The 15,805-nt window shown below is 65.9% G+C and carries 19 protein-coding genes and 1 rRNA gene; 5 read left to right on the top strand and 15 right to left on the bottom strand.

The features are described from left to right. Nucleotides 1-86: 86 nt before the first annotated feature. From xerD to M5I08_RS10105, 11 genes are all read right to left on the bottom strand, one after another. A complete protein-coding gene (gene xerD, locus M5I08_RS10155; protein WP_219069524.1) occupies nucleotides 87-1,034 on the bottom strand; it encodes a site-specific tyrosine recombinase XerD in 948 nt (315 codons plus the stop codon). Beyond that, nucleotides 1,035-1,664 carry an NUDIX domain-containing protein gene (locus M5I08_RS10150; RefSeq protein ID WP_219069526.1) on the bottom strand — a complete coding sequence of 210 codons (630 nt, stop codon included), beginning with the start codon at nucleotides 1,662-1,664 and terminating at the stop codon, nucleotides 1,035-1,037. Beyond that, the gene (gene pyrG, locus M5I08_RS10145; RefSeq protein ID WP_219069528.1) at nucleotides 1,657-3,414 is read right to left on the bottom strand and encodes a CTP synthase; all 1,758 of its coding nucleotides are present in this window, start codon (nucleotides 3,412-3,414) and stop codon (nucleotides 1,657-1,659) included. Before pyrG ends, M5I08_RS10150 begins: the two co-directional genes overlap by 8 nt. Nucleotides 3,415-3,543: 129 nt before the next feature. Beyond that, nucleotides 3,544-4,485 carry a copper transporter gene (locus M5I08_RS10140; protein ID WP_219069530.1) on the bottom strand — a complete coding sequence of 314 codons (942 nt, stop codon included), beginning with the start codon at nucleotides 4,483-4,485 and terminating at the stop codon, nucleotides 3,544-3,546. 13 nt (nucleotides 4,486-4,498) lie between these two features. Continuing rightward, on the bottom strand, nucleotides 4,499-5,695 hold the full coding sequence (gene steA / locus M5I08_RS10135) for a putative cytokinetic ring protein SteA (protein WP_219069532.1): 1,197 nt from the start codon (nucleotides 5,693-5,695) through the stop codon (nucleotides 4,499-4,501). Between the two features lie 104 nt (nucleotides 5,696-5,799). Then, nucleotides 5,800-7,575, bottom strand: coding sequence for a DNA repair protein RecN (gene recN, locus M5I08_RS10130; protein ID WP_219069534.1), 1,776 nt, complete (start codon nucleotides 7,573-7,575; stop codon nucleotides 5,800-5,802). Nucleotides 7,576-7,587: 12 nt separating this feature from the next. Next, a complete protein-coding gene (locus M5I08_RS10125) occupies nucleotides 7,588-8,511 on the bottom strand; it encodes an NAD kinase (protein WP_219069536.1) in 924 nt (307 codons plus the stop codon). Next, a complete protein-coding gene (locus M5I08_RS10120; protein WP_219069538.1) occupies nucleotides 8,508-9,374 on the bottom strand; it encodes a TlyA family RNA methyltransferase in 867 nt (288 codons plus the stop codon). The genes M5I08_RS10125 and M5I08_RS10120 overlap by 4 nt, the downstream gene beginning before the upstream one ends. A 7-nt stretch (nucleotides 9,375-9,381) precedes the next feature. Beyond that, nucleotides 9,382-9,558: a hypothetical protein gene (locus tag M5I08_RS10115; protein WP_219069540.1), complete on the bottom strand. Its 177-nt coding sequence runs from the start codon at nucleotides 9,556-9,558 to the stop codon at nucleotides 9,382-9,384. Between the two features lie 74 nt (nucleotides 9,559-9,632). Continuing rightward, a complete protein-coding gene (locus M5I08_RS10110) occupies nucleotides 9,633-10,637 on the bottom strand; it encodes an HAD-IIA family hydrolase (protein ID WP_219069542.1) in 1,005 nt (334 codons plus the stop codon). 1 nt (nucleotide 10,638) lies between these two features. After that, a complete protein-coding gene (locus M5I08_RS10105) occupies nucleotides 10,639-11,427 on the bottom strand; it encodes a tetratricopeptide repeat protein (RefSeq protein ID WP_370328631.1) in 789 nt (262 codons plus the stop codon). A gap of 166 nt (nucleotides 11,428-11,593) precedes the next feature. Here M5I08_RS10105 and M5I08_RS26700 point away from each other — a divergent pair, with 166 nt between their 5' ends. The 4 genes from M5I08_RS26700 to M5I08_RS10090 all read left to right on the top strand — a co-directional run bounded on the left by M5I08_RS26700 (nucleotide 11,594) and on the right by M5I08_RS10090 (nucleotide 13,079). After that, entirely contained in the window at nucleotides 11,594-12,076 is a 483-nt protein-coding gene (locus M5I08_RS26700) for a methyltransferase domain-containing protein (RefSeq protein ID WP_219069546.1), read from the top strand. 160 nt (nucleotides 12,077-12,236) lie between these two features. Beyond that, nucleotides 12,237-12,587: a hypothetical protein gene (locus M5I08_RS10100; protein WP_249763231.1), complete on the top strand. Its 351-nt coding sequence runs from the start codon at nucleotides 12,237-12,239 to the stop codon at nucleotides 12,585-12,587. Continuing rightward, a complete protein-coding gene (locus M5I08_RS10095; RefSeq protein WP_219069550.1) occupies nucleotides 12,559-12,756 on the top strand; it encodes a hypothetical protein in 198 nt (65 codons plus the stop codon). The genes M5I08_RS10100 and M5I08_RS10095 overlap by 29 nt, the downstream gene beginning before the upstream one ends. 185 nt (nucleotides 12,757-12,941) lie before the next feature. Continuing rightward, nucleotides 12,942-13,079, top strand: a complete 138-nt coding sequence (locus tag M5I08_RS10090; protein WP_219069552.1) for a hypothetical protein — start codon at nucleotides 12,942-12,944, stop codon at nucleotides 13,077-13,079. An 86-nt stretch (nucleotides 13,080-13,165) separates the two neighbouring features. On the opposite strand, the gene M5I08_RS10085 is transcribed toward M5I08_RS10090, so the two are convergent. Together M5I08_RS10085 and M5I08_RS10080 are read right to left on the bottom strand one after the other, a co-directional pair. Next, complete coding sequence (locus M5I08_RS10085) at nucleotides 13,166-13,447, bottom strand: hypothetical protein (protein ID WP_219069558.1); 282 nt, start codon at nucleotides 13,445-13,447, stop codon at nucleotides 13,166-13,168. Between the two features lie 11 nt (nucleotides 13,448-13,458). Further along, nucleotides 13,459-13,680 (bottom strand): hypothetical protein, encoded by a 222-nt coding sequence (locus M5I08_RS10080; protein ID WP_249763230.1) that lies wholly within the window; start codon nucleotides 13,678-13,680, stop codon nucleotides 13,459-13,461. A gap of 409 nt (nucleotides 13,681-14,089) precedes the next feature. Here M5I08_RS10080 and M5I08_RS10075 point away from each other — a divergent pair, with 409 nt between their 5' ends. Further along, entirely contained in the window at nucleotides 14,090-14,989 is a 900-nt protein-coding gene (locus tag M5I08_RS10075) for a hypothetical protein (RefSeq protein ID WP_219069556.1), read from the top strand. Nucleotides 14,990-15,002: 13 nt separating this feature from the next. Here the strand turns inward: M5I08_RS10075 and M5I08_RS10070 are convergent, their stop codons facing one another. After that, a complete protein-coding gene (locus M5I08_RS10070) occupies nucleotides 15,003-15,185 on the bottom strand; it encodes a hypothetical protein (protein ID WP_249763229.1) in 183 nt (60 codons plus the stop codon). Between the two features lie 473 nt (nucleotides 15,186-15,658). Beyond that, nucleotides 15,659-15,772 (bottom strand): 5S ribosomal RNA (gene rrf, locus M5I08_RS10065). Between the last annotated feature and the right edge of the window lie 33 nt (nucleotides 15,773-15,805).

Raw genomic sequence — 15,805 nt, 5'->3', positions numbered from 1 at the left:
CCGCGGCGCTTGAGGCGCGAGGGTGCGCAGAATGACGGCGTTTGCGGCGTGTCGACGTACAGACGCGCACGCCCGCGCTCATGCGCTTAGTGCGCGCGCGGATGCGCTTCGGCCCAGACCTCGCGCAGTGCATGCACGGTGACCATCGTGTAGATCTGCGTCGTGGTCACCGACGCGTGTCCCAGCAGCTCCTGGACGACACGCACGTCAGCGCCGCCATCCAGCAGGTGGGTGGCAAACGAATGCCGCAGCGTGTGCGGGGACACCCCGGCGGTGATCCCGGCCCGCTCGGCGGCATCCTGGAGCACCTGCCACGCGCTTTGCCGGGACAACCGGCCGCCGCGCGCATTGAGGAAGATGGCTGGCGTCCCGCGCCCACGACGCGCCAACTCTGAACGTCCGCGCACCACATAGGCGTCGAGTGCGTGCACCGCAGGTCGTCCGATCGGGACCAGCCGCTGCTTGCCGCCTTTGCCGCGCAGCAGCACCGACCTGGCGTGCGTGTCGACGTCGTCGACGTCGAGCCCGACCGCTTCCGAAATTCGGGCGCCGGTGGAATAGAGCAGTTCGAGCAGCGCGCGGTTGCGCAACGTCAACGGACCGTCGGACGGGCTGTCGCCGCCGGCGCCGGCCAGCAGCGCGAGCACCTGGTCGAGGCTCAGGCTTTTCGGCAGCCGCCGCCCCGGTGTGGGTGGCTTGACGGCCTGCGCCACATCGAGTTCGGCCAAACCCTCGGCGACGGCGAACCGGTGCAGGCCGCGTACCGCGATCAGCGTCCGGGCCGCCGACACCGCCGATAGCGGAACAACCCCGGAATCCGGATCGCCGCGCCGCAGTGCCACCAGGAATTCGCTGACATCATCCTCGCTGACATTGGCCAGGTTGTCGATGCCCCGCAGCGTGAGGTGCTCGAAGTAGCGGCGCAGGTCGCGGCGATAGGAGATCAAGGTATTGGCCGCCACGCCTCGTTCGATCGTCAGATGATCGAGGTAGCCCTGTAGCTGGGTCTCCAGCGGCGCCGCCAGCGTGGTCACTTAGCTCGATCCTGTCGCCTGCCGCGCGGCGAACGCCGTCGACTTGTCCGCCCACGGCGTGTCCACCGGCCGCGGTTGCGCGACACCTTCCCTTACTGCGTTTGCGGCCAAAATCCCCGCTACAGCAAGGGAATTGACGATATCGCCGCTGAACACCCGGCGGACCGCCTCGGTGACGGGATACCACTGCACGGTCATGTCGGCTTCTTCGTCGTGCGCCTCGGGCCGATCTACCCGCGTCAAACCAGTTGCCAGATAAACCCGCACGGATTCGTCGCTGAAACCGGGTGTGGAGTCCAAATCGACCAGTAGCTGCCACGTCTGTGCCTGCAGGCCGGCCTCCTCGCGCAGTTCCCGGGCGGCGGTCAGATGCGGGGCTTCGCCGTAGACGTCGAGCAGTCCGGCGGGCAACTCCCATAGTCGTCGGCCGAAGGGATGGCGGTACTGGTAGACCATCGGCATGCGGCCTTCATCGTCCAGCGCGACGACAGCCACCGCTCCGTAATGCTCGACGACCTCCCGGCTGACGAGCTTCCCGCCGGGCATCCGGACAAGGTCGCGACGCAGCGCGAAAATCTTTCCAGTGTGCAGGGTTTCGGACGACGTCGTCTCGAAGATATGTTCAGCCACGGGCAACTGGTTCGGGCTCGGACAGCGCCTGGTCTGCCCCGTCGTGTTGTTCGCTTCCATTCGACGGCTGCTCGGGTATCTCCACCGGAAGGCGCTCGGCCGCCTTGTAGTCCATGGCGGCCCCAACGAAGCCGACGAACAACGGGTGCGGACGAGTCGGCCGACTCTTCAACTCGGGATGGGCTTGGGTACCAACGATGAACGAATGCATCGCTGGCGGGTATTCCACGAACTCCACCAGGTGGCCGTCGGGAGACGTCCCGGAAAACCTTAGGCCGCTTTCGGCGATCCGATCCCGGTAGGCATTGTTGACCTCGTAGCGATGCCGATGCCGCTCGGACACATGCGTTGATTGATATGCCTGGGCCACAATGGAACCCGCATCGAGCACCGCGGGATAGGATCCCAGCCGCATAGTGCCGCCAAGATCGGCCTCGCCGGCCACGATGTCCTTCTGATCGGCCATGGTGGCGATCACCGGGTCCGGGGTCGCCGGATCGAACTCCGCGGAATTGGCCTGCGTCAGGCCGACGCAACGGGCCGCCTCGATCACAATGCACTGCAGGCCAAGGCAGAGGCCCAACACGGGCAGACCCCGCGACCGTGCGTATCGAATAGCACCGATCTTGCCCTCGATGCCGCGGATGCCGAACCCGCCAGGAATCAGCACACCGTGGACGTCGTCGAGCAACGCAGCGGCACCGCTTGTCGTTTCGCAGTCGTCGGAACCGACCCAGCGGATATCCACCTTCGCCCGGTGTTTGAATCCTGCCGCCCGCAGCGCCTCGACGACCGATAGATAGGCATCTGACAGGTCAACGTACTTGCCGACTAACGCGATTCGGACGGTTTCTTGTGGATCGTGCACGCGGCGCAGCAGATCATCCCACTCCGTCCAGTCGACATCGCGGAACGGCAGGTTGAGCCGGCGCACCACATAGGCGTCAAGCGCCTCGCGGTGCAGCACCTTTGGGATGTCGTAGATCGAGGGCGCGTCCGGGGTGGAGATCACCCCGTCGATGTCGACGTCGCACATCAGCGCGATCTTGTTCTTCAGCGGTTCGGGAACATCACGGTCGCACCGCAGGATCAGCGCATCTGGAGTGATACCGATGCTGCGCAGCGCTGCCACCGAGTGCTGGGTCGGCTTGGTTTTCAGTTCGCCCGACGGCGCCAGGTACGGGATCAGCGACACGTGCAGGAAGAAGACGTTCTCCCGGCCGAGGTCATGGCGAACTTGCCGGGCCGCCTCGAGAAATGGCTGCGACTCGATATCGCCTACCGTGCCGCCGATTTCGGTGATGACGACATCGGGGCGGTTGCCGTCGGCGTCCGGCTCGGCCATCGCCAGAATGCGGCTCTTGATCTCGTCGGTGATGTGCGGGATCACCTGGACGGTGTCACCGAGGTACTCGCCGCGGCGTTCCTTGGCGATTACCGTCGAATACACTTGTCCGGTAGTCACATTCGCCGAACCGGAGAGGTCTCGGTCCAGGAAGCGCTCGTAGTGGCCGACGTCCAGGTCGGTCTCGGCGCCGTCCTCGGTGACGAACACCTCCCCGTGCTGAAAGGGGTTCATGGTGCCGGGGTCGACGTTGAGGTAAGGGTCGAGCTTTTGCATCGTCACCTGAAGCCCGCGTGCGGTCAGCAATTGCCCCAGGCTGCTGGCGGTCAGTCCCTTGCCCAGCGACGAAACGACGCCACCGCTGACAAAGAGGTGCTTGGTGGCGGTCTGCGGATGCTTGCGCAATGTAACGATAGCGACCTCCGTGAATACCGCGCAGAGCTGGGGGCCTGCCGACCCACGGGAACCTACCCTAACATCAGCGCCGCCGCCCCGTTGCTGACACGCCCGGCGCACGGCTGGCTGCATCGCCCGCTACTGCGCGACGGTGAGGCCGGTGGCGCCATGACCGGTGCCGTACTGACCGGTGCGGCCACCGTTGACCAGGTCCGCGATCCCCAGGACCGAAGTGATCCGCCCCGACTCGGCGTTCACGTCGTCGACCGTGCTGATTGTCGACGCCACCGAGGCGTCGGCGCGTGCCACGGCGACGGTCGCTGTTCCACCCGCTGAGCCGTCGCGCCCGGCCAGCAGCACGCCCGAGCCGTGCGGCGCGAGCGCAGCGGCGAACCGGGCCACGCTGACGCCCTGATTTCCGGCATCGTCACCCAGGCCACCGCCGGTGATGACCGCCGCCGCATTCGCCGCACCGATGTGCTGGTTCCCGTAGCCGATAAAGCCGGTGTCCCGCAGCGCCGCCAGCACCGTCTCGCGCTGCGCGTCGTCGACGGTCGGAACGGCCGGGTCCCGGTTGATCAGCAGCGCGATGCCCAGCAGGTCGCCCGCCTGCGACCCTTGGTCGACGAGTTTGGTGCTCAGCTGGGCACCGGCGGGCAGAATCGACGAGTTCACGACCGACCGCAGCTTCTCCGCCGAGTTGGCGTCGACAAACTCCTGGGTCAGCAACACGGTGCCGGTCACCGCGCCGCCGGCTTGTCCGATGATCCGCGACACCGCATCGACGTCATCATTGTTGGCATCCGGGGCGCGAAAAATAACCACCGACTTGCCGTTCAGCGCATCATGCACCATCCGGCCTGCCATCTGGGTATCGAAAGCGTCGGCGGCGCCGATCTTTTCATTCAACGCCTTCTTCTGGTCGTTGAGCGTGGTGATCTGGCCGCGCAGATTTTTGGATTCGTCACGCAACCCCGACACCAGGGCGTTCGACAGTAAACCCGAGCCCAGCACGACGCCGACCGCCAATGCCACGAATACGGCGGCCAGTGAAATCGCGTGCTGGCGTAGTGATATCACATCGATACCTGCCCTAGTGGACCCAGTGTTGCACCCACACGGAGAACCGGTCCCAGTACTCGACGGCCCAGTGCAGCACCAGGGTGTCGGTGCGCGACACCCACAGCGCAACGATGACCGCGATCAACATCGTCAAGATCAGCAGTGCGATCGCGCCGGCGGAAATTCGATTGTGGTACAAGGTGGCAACCGCCTTGGCGTCCACCACCTTCTCCCCCACGCGCAGCCTGGTGAGGAAGGTCGATGGGTTGCTTTGTTGACGCGACCGGTCGAAGAACGTCTCGATGTTCGCGCTGTGGCCGGCGGTTACCAGCAGGGCAGCGCCGTGGTGGTCGGCCAGTAGCAGTGCCAGGTCGGCGGGCGAACCCGCGGCGGGGAACGTCATCGCGCCGACACCGAGATCCTGGATGCGCTCAAGGCCGGGCGCATGACCGTCGGCGTCGGCGGGCAACACCACCTGAGCGCCGCACTTGAGCACTTCGGTGCTCAGCTGATTGGGATCGCCGACGATGAGCTGCGGGCGATAACCCGCCTTGCGCAACACCTCCGCACCAGTGCCGACTCCGATAAGGACAGGCTGGTACTCCTTGATGAACGGTTTGAGGCGCTTGAGGTCGTCGGCGGCGTGGTCCTCGTCGGCGACGACCACGACATGACGGTGACGTAGGTCAACGTCGACGTCGGGGATGCCGATTCCGTCGATCAGCAGCGGGCTTTCACTTCTGATGAACTCGATCGTGTTGCCCGCGAACGCCTCCAAGTGGGCGACCAGTCCGGTCTTGGCCTCTTGCATCAGTTCGGCGATTTCGGAGTCGGTGCGCTCGGTGCCCCGGATCAACCGGCGGTCGCCGGAGTACACCCCGCCGTTGAACAACCGGACTTTGGCGCCGTCCCTGATCTTCTTGAAGACCTCGGGTCCCGCCTCGTCGATGAGCGTTACGCCGTTGGCCACCAGCACTTCTGGGCCCAGGTTGGGATAACGGCCCGACACCGACGGGGATGCGTTGACCACGGCGGCGATGTGGGCGTCGACGAGCGCGTCGGCGGTGATCCGGTCGAGGTCGAGCACATCGAGCACCACAATGTCGCCGGGGCATACCCGGCGCAGCAGTCGGTCGATGTCGCGGTCGACTCGGGCAGTCCCGACGACACCTGGCCGCGAGCCACCGGTACGAGACAGAAGCGCAGTCATCCGCGTGGTCACACTCATGAACGACGATTCTGTCGGTGAAGGTGAGCCCGAGCGGGGAGGCGCGCCGTAACAACAGCCTCAGAAGTTATATCTTGTCACATCTGCCACACAACTGAATGTCCTCACTGGGCCGCAATCCGGTCACGGTCTGCAGCCTCGAGCAGCTCCCGCGCATGGGCGCGCGCCGCCTCAGACTCACCGAGTCCGGCCAGCATCCTGGCCAACTCGGCAACCCGGTCGTCGCCGTCGAGGCGCCGGACTCCGCTGGCGCCATTTCTCCCCGTGCTCTCGACCATGAGGTGAACGTCGGCGTAGGCAGCAACCTGCGGCAGATGTGTGACCACGATGACTTGGCGGTTGCGGGCCAACCGCGCCAGTCGCCGCCCGATCTGCACCGCCGCCCGGCCGCCCACGCCGGCGTCGACCTCGTCGAAAACCATCGTGGTCCCGGCCATTGACGCCGCGAGCACCACTTCCAGTGCCAACATCACCCGCGACAGTTCGCCGCCGGACGCGCTTTTCGACAGCGGCAGCACCGTGGTGTTGCGATGCGCAGTGAAGCCGAACTCGACCTGGTCCACACCGTCTCCGCCGGCGTGGGCCCGCTCACCTGAGGGCAGTATCAGCGTGGCGGGATCGTCGAGAGCGGCCGGCATGGTCGTCACGGTGATGGTGAATTCGGCATCGGACATCGCCAGCCCCGACAACTCGGCCGTGACTTGCTTGGCCAGTCGCTTCGCGGCTTGGCTGCGAGCCTTGCTGAGTTCGGTTGACGCGGAGGCCAATTGGTGTGCCAGCTCGTCGACACGACGGTGCAGGCCGGCCAGCGCCTCTTCGGAGACGTCCAAGTGGGCCAGCCGCTCGCGCGATTCGCGGGCCCACGCCAGCACGCCGTCGATATCGGCGGCGTATTTGCGGGTGAGCGTGCGCAGTTCGGCTTGCCGGGCCAACTTAGTGTCCAAAGTGCTCGCGTCGGCAGGTAATTCGTTCAGGTAGTTGCCGAGTTCGCGGGCGGCCTCGCCGACCACTGCGAGCGCGTCGCCGAGTTGGCCCGCCAGCCCACGCAGCGTGACGTCCTCGGTCGACTCCAGCGCCGCCTTCGCTCGGGCCAAGCTGTCGGCCGCCGACGCCGGCTGGCCGATCAGATCGGCAGCGGTGTCCTCCGCGGCCCCGGACAGCGCGACGCGTGCGCCGGCGGCAGCCTCGCGCAGCGCGTCGAGTTCGGAGAGCCGACGGATGTCGTCGATCAGCGCGTCGTCTTCACCGGGTGCGGCGTCGACGGCGTCGATCTCATGCAGGGCGAATTTCAGCCGGTCGGCCTCCTGAGCCAGTTCGCGGGCCCGGTTGTTTCGGTCGACGAGGTCGCGCCGCGCGGACCGCCACGCGTCGCGCAGTTTGCGATAACGCTCCAGCCGGGTGCCGACGGCCGCGAACCGGTCGAGCGCGCCGCGTTGCTCGTCGGGTCGCATCAGCCGCAGCTGGTCGTTTTGTCCGTGCAATGTGAGCAGCTCAGTGGTGAAGCCGCTCAGCGTCTTGGCGGGCACACTGCGCCCGCCAAGATAGGCGCGCGAAGGACCGTCGCGGCTGACCGAGCGCAGTGCGATGATGCTGCCGTCCTCATCACGTTCGGCTCCCGAGGCGTCCAGCATCTCCTCGATCTGCGCAGCGGCGTTCTGGTCGAGATCGGCAGTGCTGAAGCGGCCTTCGACCACGGCCCGGTCGGCTCCCGAGCGGACGCGGTTGGCGTCGGCGCGGCCCCCGCCCAGCAGGTGCAGACCGGTGACCACCATCGTCTTACCGGTGCCGGTCTCCCCCGTGAGGACCGTTAGCCCTCGGTCGAATTCGGCCGTGGCGACGGTGATGGCGCCCAGCGCCTCGATGCGAATCTCACTGAGCACCAGCCCGCACCGTTACCGTCCGCGCCAGCCGGTGACCGGCAAGCGGAACTTGCGGACCAGGCGGTCGGTGAACGGCGCACTATCCAGCCGCGCCCATTTCACCGACACCTCGCAGCGCTGCACTTCCAACCGTCCACCGGCCGGTACCAGCATCTGGCGGCGGCCATCGCAGAACACGATTGCGTCGTGCCCCTCGGGCTCGATTTCGATGGCGATCGCGGCGTCCGGAGTGGTCACCATCGGCCGGGCGAACAGTGCGTGAGCGTTGTTGGGCACTACCAGGAGCGCTTCGAGATCCGGCCACAGCACGGGGCCGCCCGCGGAGAATGCGTAAGCCGTGGATCCGGTGGGGGTTGACACCAGCACCCCGTCGCAGCCGAAGGTCGACACCGGCCGACCGTCGACCTCGAGGACCACTCCGAGCACTCCCAACCGCGGTCCCTTTTCCAAGCTGGCGTCGTTGAGCGCCCATCCGCGGCTGATCACCTCACCCTTGACCTGCACCGCGATGTCGAGCGTCAAGCGGTCGTCGACTCGGTAGCTCCGGGCCACGACATGCTCGAGCACCGTATCGATCGCGCCGGCTTCTGCTTCGGCCAGGAAACCGATCCGGCCCAGGTTGACGCCCAGCACCGGAATGCAGGCATTCCGTGCCAGCTCCGCGGCCCGCAGAAAGGTGCCGTCGCCGCCGAGCCCCACCACCAGCTCGCAGCCGTCAGCGGCGTTCGGGTCGGCATCGACGACCTCAATGTCGACGCCCAACGCGCGCATATCGTCCGGGGAAAGATGCAGCGGACCTTTGTCGACCGCCTCAGCCGACAACACTCGCAAGCCAATTCCGTTGTCGCCGAGCACCTTTTCGACGCGACGGGCGGTGTCGGTAGCTTCCTCACGTCCGGTGTGGACCACCAGCAGCACGGTGCGCTCACGCTTCATCGTGGACCGCCTTCTGATTGTCCGCCTCCTCCGCGGGCCGTACCGGCCCGCATCGTCACCGGACCGCTATCGACGGCGGCTTGGACCACGCGTGCCAATTCATCATCCGACAAGCCCCGGTCGGTCTCCGCGCGCAGCCACAGGAAGTATTCGACGTTGCCCGACGGGCCCGGTAGCGGGCTGGCGGTGACCCCGACGGTGTGCCATCCCAGCTGTTCGGCGTGGCGCCCGACGGCAAGCACCGCGCCCGCCCGCAGCCCCGGGTCGTGCACGACTCCCCCCGCGCCTACCTGACCTTTGCCCACCTCGAACTGCGGCTTCACCATGGGAAAGATATCTGCGTCGTGCGATGCGCATCCAGTCAGCGCAGGCAACACCGTGTTCAGCGAGATGAACGACAGGTCGGCGACGACGATTTCAACCGGGCCGCCGATCATCGCAGCTGTCAGCTCCCGCGCGTTGGTCCGCTCGACGACGGCCACCCGCGGATCCGACCGCAGCGACCAGGCCAGCTGGCCATATCCGACGTCGACGGCGACCACTTCGCGTGCGCCACGATCCAGTAATACTTCGGTGAACCCGCCGGTGGACGCGCCGGCATCCAGGCAGCGCCGACCCGTGACGCTGATCCCGAAGGTGTCGAGCGCACCGATGAGTTTGTGGGCGCCACGCGACACCCAGCCACGCTCGGCGTCGTCGGCGACACGAAGGGCGGCAGTCGCTGCGACGGCGGTGCCGGGCTTGACCGCCGGCATGCCGTCAATGCTGACCTTTCCGGCGTCGATCAACTCTGCGGCCTGCTGGCGAGATCGGGCCAGCCCGCGCCGAACCAGCTCGACGTCAACACGGCTACGCCGCGGCACGGCACACTCAGCCCTTCTCCGTCGACTCCAGCGCCTGTACCAGCATGTCGTGTGCAACAGACAGCCGGCGCGCTACCTCTTCGAGATCGGCTTCGGCGGGCACGTTCTCGACATCGGCAAGATCAGGCAGCTCAGCGAGCACGGCGTCGATCTGGGCGCGAATCTGATCAGGATTGGTAGTCATTGCGCCGCTCCTTCTCATCGCTACGCTCTGCATCGTCGCCGGCGCGAGTCATTTCGGTCATAACGCTATCGGATTCAGACCAGAGACCACCGTTGCAGGGCGTCGTGTGCGGAATCGTCGCCGGCTTTGATGGTGACCGCGCGCGGGTCGCCATCGAGCGCCCAGACGGCGTTGGCGACGGCACGAACGATCGACAGGTCATCGCGCGCCTCATCGCCGCGGCCGGTGCTGACCCTTACCGACATCTCCCCAGTCTGGACGCGCCATGCCGCTTGCGGCGCAACCGCGAGCTCATCGGCGGTCTGGTGCAGCGCGCGCAGGTCGTAGCCGATGTAGGTGGCGCGTTGTTCAGGCACAGCGTGGACCGCATCCCGCGCGGAATTGACGCCGCACAGAACCATCAAGCTGGGCAGCCCGGCCGCGTTGGCGGCCGCGATATCGGTGTTCAGTCGATCGCCGACCACCAGCGGCGCGCGAAAGTCGCCGCGCGCCAACGCATCTGTCATCAAAGTCGGCGACGGCTTGCCCGCCACCTGAGGCTCGGCCCCGGTCGCTGCTTTCAGCGCGGCCACCATGGCGCCGTTGCCCGGCAGCAGACCGCATTCGGTGGGCAGGGTCGCGTCGACATTGGCCGCTACCCACAGCGCCCCGGCGCGGATGGCCAGCGCCGCCTCGGCGAGGTTGATCCAGCTGGTTTCGGTCGAGTGACCTTGGACAACGGCGTGCGGTTCGTCTTGGAATACGCGTACCGGCCGCAGCCCGACAGCCGTGATCTCCTCGGCCAGCGAATCGGTGCCGACCACCAGCACCCGCGACTCGGGAGCCAGTTGCGCGGCCAGCACACGGGCGGCGCTTTGCGCGCTGGTGACCACATCCTCGGCGGTCGCCTTCAGGCCGATGTCGCGCAGATGGTCGACAACTTCGTCGGCGCTGCGCGAGGCGTTGTTGGTCACGAAGAGCTTGCGGCCCGGAGCCCTATCCAACGAGTCCGCCGCTCCCTCGGTCAGCTGATGGCCGCAGAACACCGTCCCGTCCAGGTCTAGAAGTAGGCAATCATATTGTTGCGCAAGCGTTCCCACGTCAGCCGAGCTCGCTCACTCGGTCTTCGGCATCGGTGACACCCTCGATGTCGGCGGCCGCGGCGCGCAGGAACCATTCCAGCGCCTCGTCGCGCCGGTCCAGCGCCAGCAGTGTCTCCGCGTATGCATAGAACAGCCGGGCCGCGGTCGTCCCTCTTCGTACCGGGTCCAGCTGCGGTGTGGACAAGACGGTGAGGGCTTGTTCGAGCTGCCCGAGGTCCGCGCGGGCGCCGGCCGCGACGATGCGCACCTCATCGGCTTCCTCGCCGCTGAGCAGGGCCGCCTCCGGTCCACGGGCCAGCTCAAGCGCCCGTTCTGGTCGGCCCACGCCGCGTTCGCAGTCGATGATCAGCGGAAGTAACGGGGACTTACTACCCATCCTGCGTGCCGTGCGCAGTTCGGCCAGCGCCTGCGCCCAGTCGCCACAGTGGTAGGCGGCGATCCCGACGGCTTCCCGCACGGCGGCGATCCGGCCAGAGCGGGCCCGGGCGGCCCGCGCGTGCCTCAGCGCGGCTTCGGGGTCGTCGTCGATCAGCTCGCCGGCGGCGACCAGGTGGCGGGCCACGGCATCGGCGGTGGCCCGATCCAAGGTGCTGAGTTCTCGCCGGATCTCGGGCGCCAGCTGTTTCGCTTCGATATCGGGCGGGATCGGCGGGGCCGCGGTCTCATCGCCGGCCGACGGATGCCGCGGTTGCGCTCTGCGCGCGCGTGCAGGGCCGGAAGTTGGTCCTTGGGACCGCAGCACTCGCCTCGGTCGCGGTTTACCGTTGCCACCGCGCGTATCATCAATCACTCCTAGACCACTCGTACCCTTCGTCCCGAACCACTTTTTTGATGTCGTCGTGTCAAAGGATACGGGCAATGGTGTACCGGTTGGGGTCGTGGCTAAAGGGCTTCGGCGGCGGGCTTCGTCTGGCCCGCCGGTAACGTCTGCGCCGTGCTCGACTGGGATCACAATGCCTACTACCGCCGTCTACTGCTCGCGTCTACTGCTCGGCCAATTGCCGGAGCACAGTCGTCGTGTCCTCGACGCGGCATGCGGCGCCGGAGCTTTCGCGGCGCGATTAGCCCGCCGAGTCGAACACGTCGACGCGGTCGACCGCTCAGCGGCGATGATCGAGCTGGCCAGGCAGCGCACCCTCGACAACGTGAACGGCATCTGGAGTACTCGCCGCCATCGCGTTACCCCGAGCCGGTCTGCTCCATACACTCCCCGCAGAAGTTGTTGCGGCAGCGGGACACCACCTGCTCGGTGCAGTGTTCGTGATCCGGCCAGGTCTACGGGGAGCAACGACTGGTTTGCGAAGGACCGCGCCCACGCTGCCATGCCAGTCGTCTTGGCCCAGCTGACCACCCGAGAAGTCACCCGTCAGGCCGGGAAAGTTATCCGACATTCCAGACCGTCGGGCATGGCAACGAACTTCGACGGGTTCGGCTGAAAGCCAACCTTGGCAGAACCCAAGGTTTACCTTAGAGCTGCTTAAGTACGCCCATCTCTGCCGCCTGGGAAGGGTTTGAGCCATGGCGGATCGACACTCCAGGAAGCGCAGTCCAACTTCGCGTAAGGCGATGGTGCAGCGGCGTCGACGCACCATTGGGATGACCGGGGCGGTCAGCGCGTTCGTGACGTTCGGGCTTGGGCCGTTGGCGCATGCGCCCAAGGCCCGCGCCGATGAGTTTGACGTGGTCATCGATCAGGTGCTCAATGCGATCACCGCTTCGTTGGGCGATCTGGCTGGCGTTTCCGGGGCGGTTCCGGAGCTGGGCAGTCTGGGCGCGGGTGCCGCCGATGTGGGCTCGGTGGCTGCGGCCAGCCCGGCTGATGCCTGGTTGCGTGTGCTGGGAGCGTGTCATTCCATCTGTGTAAGTCTGGGGTGGTCCATCATCGGACCGCCGTTGGGGCGGACAGAAGGAGTGTTTTGTGACCAAGGCCACGCAAGCGCCGGCTGAGGATGTGAGCGCGGCGCGGCGGCTGGCAGAGGGGTTCACTGAAGAGACGCTGGACTCGCTGGTCAAGGACGCGGTGAAGACCGGGACCCCGATCGACGGCGCAGACGGTTTGCTGAATCAGGTGACCAGAACGAAAGCTCTGTTCATCCGAACTCGCCCAGCACTTTGATCATGTGGAAGTTGTCAGCGACAAGACGCCGCACAAATACAGCGAGCTACTGCGACTGCTGGAATGCCCACCACCGCGCTTCCTCATGGTCGGAAACAGCCCCCTGCGAGCATCGTCATGCTGATGAGCGTTCACCTCGCAGCGATGTGCTCCCGGTTATTGCCATCGGCGCCCGAGCCGTTTACGTGCCCTACCACACGACCTGGCACCACGAAAACGAGGACACCCACGACTGGCAGAACAACCCAGCAGTACGCACGGTCACCGGCCTCACCGAGCTCGCAATCGCCCTCAATGACGCCGACCAGCGAGACAGGATTTGATCGACCTCGAATCTCTAGATGTCAGACAAGGGTGTCAGTCCGGCCAAGCTGACCGTCCTCCCACCGAGCCCCGGGGTCGATCCGCTTTACGGACGCTCGGCTAGTTCGCCGTAGCGTTCCTGAGCAGCCTGGCGGCTGGTGCCGAGCATGGCTGCGATCTGAGTCCACGTGTGTCCGTGCGCCCGGGCCTCGGCCACGGCATCGGCCAATTCCACCTGGCTCTTGGCAACAGCGCGTACGGCATCACCGATGCGGCGCAACCGACTGGCATCGGCATCCGGCGAAGCAATAGCCGCCGGGTCGAGCGAGTCGAGCCACCGCTCGGCGGCGTCGGCGGCTTGCTGGAGCTGTTCGCGGGTTCGGGGCATGTCCATCACCTCTACAAGTGCTCGTAAAACTTCGGACGGAGCGCCATGGCGTGGATCGCCACGGGCTGGCCGTCGTCGTCGAGAACGACGACCTCAAGGAGCCGGCCAGCGCGGTCGGCACCGATGTAGAGGTCACGGTCGGCCCCGCTGACTACGCGGATGGCATTGTGGACTGCGTGCTCGATGTCCTCGTCGGCAACACCGTGCTTACGGGCGTTGTCCGCGATCTCCACCTGCGCAAGTTACCTTGCCTGTCCCGGCTGCGCAAGTTACCTTGCCTGTCCCGGCTGCGCAAGTTACCTTGCGAGCGTCGGCTTGTGCTGCCAGCGCTCATGGGTCTTGCCTCCGCGGGCGATGGTGCCGAGTTCGCCTCGCACGGGTAGTTGGTCGGGGTCACGGTCAAAGGGCTTCGCGTCAGAAAGTCCCAGGCTTCAGCGAGGGAATTCCGGATCGTTGCAGCGAGATCCTGCCAACCCTTGGCCGCATTGGCAGTGGCATAGCGAATCTCGTACTCAATCTTCCTCGGAGGACGAGGGACAAGCTCGCCGCGCTTGGCGGCCACCGCTACGGCCGCTTTACCCGATCGCCGCACACGCCCGGTTTTCCCGACACCTGAACAACCCGTTGCGTACCCTGGCCCTTGTGCCCGACACCGGGAACGACGAAGGCCGCGACCCACCCGACCTTGGCGCCTTGCTTGAGCTGCTGCAGCGCGGCGGCGATTCATTCACGACCGTCCGAGCGACCTATCGGACCTGGCGCCACCACGAGCGTTTAGCCGCTGCGTTTCGCGCCGACATCGAAGAACAAAAGAGGAACAGCCCAGGCGCAGCCTTCTCGACGGTCTCGGCGCGGAGCAGCGTGCCGGCGCCCGCCGAGCAAGAGGAGATTATCCGGATCTGGCGCGACGGAAATCGCGTCCGCGAAGAACGCGAAGGCGGCGGCTGGCTCGACGGCGCCTACGGAGTCCGATGCGGCGAGCGATGGTGGTCCTGGAATTCCCAGATGGGAGCGTTTAGCAACCAGGATGACCCCAAGTTTGGTAGCAGCAGCGTCGGTGAGGAGCTGGCTGTCATGCTCGATCCCACTCCACTGCTGGGCGCCCTGAGGTTCGCGGCCGTTGGCCGGTCCACAATAGCCGGGCGAGCCACACTCACAGCCCGTGCCGCAGCCCGCCCGTCAGAGCGCCGCGAATTGCGATCATTGGCGCTTCACCGACTCGGCACCGGCGCGGACCACTACGTGCTTGAAATCGACCTCGAGAGAGGGATCCTGCTTGAAGCCGTCGCTTACCGTGACGGCAAGCCCTTCCGCCGGATCACGACCGTCGATGTCGTGTTCGATCACCCGATCGCCGACGAGCGTGCTGAGCAGGTGGGCCGCTGGCTCCAAAACACCCAAAATCGTTGCTACAGGCACCCCGTGGACGACGACGAATCCGGTGACCGGGAGCCGGGCGACGGCGGCGACGAGTTCGATGCGCCGCTGGTCGCTGCTGCCGTGCCAGTGGAGTTTCGCCTCGCCGATTCGCAGACCTTCTAGCGTTTTGCGGATTTCATCGACGTCGGCGTCTCACCCGCTCCTTCACTGACGTGGACACCGCCCCGCACGACGGGCACGCCGCCGCGGTCTCGCTCGCGGTCACCGCGTGCACCACCCGCGTCCCGTCGGCCCAGCGCTCGACACGCTCAACCTGTACACCTGGCAGCCCAAACAACAATGTCGTACCGTCGATCATGGCCCTTGGCTTCCTTTCTTCGCCTGAATAATTCGTAACTTCAGACTTCGGAAGGCCAATGGCCTCCTCACGCAGCGACACGCGCTATGAGAGCGACATCACAACTGCCCGTTTAAAATTGAAGAGCCAGCAGATCAGCAGAATTGCGAACACGACGCGTGTTTTGAGAACCTGATATGTAGGCGATTTTGTCAACAAGAGCCAGGTGAAAGCTGCCCCGACCAATAGCCGGGGCAGCGTTCGTTTTGGCTGGCCTGATGATGGCGTCGGCGGTCGTTGCTCACGACGGTGGTGTCAGACTGGCGCGATGCTGCCGGAGGTGCGGGCGCGCCGACTCGTTTTCTGGCGTTACCTGCTGGGCCGGCAGAAGCCCGCAGCTTGAATGGCATCATGCCGGGCAACTCCAGATATTGAATTGATTTTTGGAATGCAAAAAAGGGCGCCGTTGTGGGGCGCCCTTTTTTGTTGTGTGTGTTCGGCGGTGTCCTACTTTTCCACCCGGGTTGGGTAGTATCATCGGCGCTGGCAGGCTTAGCTTCCGGGTTCGGGATGGGTCCGGGCGTTTCCCTGTCGCTGTGGCCGCCGTAACTTTATTGAGTTTATTTTGTTGGAGGGTGTTT

This window comes from Candidatus Mycobacterium methanotrophicum, assembly GCF_023515995.1.
Lineage (GTDB): Bacteria > Actinomycetota > Actinomycetes > Mycobacteriales > Mycobacteriaceae > Mycobacterium > Mycobacterium methanotrophicum.
This window is presented reverse-complemented; position numbering and strand designations above follow the sequence as displayed.

Bases quoted from the DNA above. Each gene is read 5' to 3' on its own strand.
- steA (WP_219069532.1), bottom strand. From the start codon at position 5,695: ATGAGTGTGACCACGCGGATGACTGCGCTTCTGTCTCGTACCGGTGGC.
- M5I08_RS10125 (WP_219069536.1), bottom strand. From the start codon at position 8,511: ATGAAGCGTGAGCGCACCGTGCTGCTGGTGGTCCACACCGGACGTGAG.
- M5I08_RS10115 (WP_219069540.1), bottom strand. From the start codon at position 9,558: ATGACTACCAATCCTGATCAGATTCGCGCCCAGATCGACGCCGTGCTC.
- M5I08_RS26700 (WP_219069546.1), top strand. From the start codon at position 11,594: ATGCCTACTACCGCCGTCTACTGCTCGCGTCTACTGCTCGGCCAATTG.
- M5I08_RS10100 (WP_249763231.1), top strand. From the start codon at position 12,237: ATGACCGGGGCGGTCAGCGCGTTCGTGACGTTCGGGCTTGGGCCGTTG.
- M5I08_RS10085 (WP_219069558.1), bottom strand. From the start codon at position 13,447: ATGCCCCGAACCCGCGAACAGCTCCAGCAAGCCGCCGACGCCGCCGAG.
- M5I08_RS10070 (WP_249763229.1), bottom strand. From the start codon at position 15,185: ATGATCGACGGTACGACATTGTTGTTTGGGCTGCCAGGTGTACAGGTT.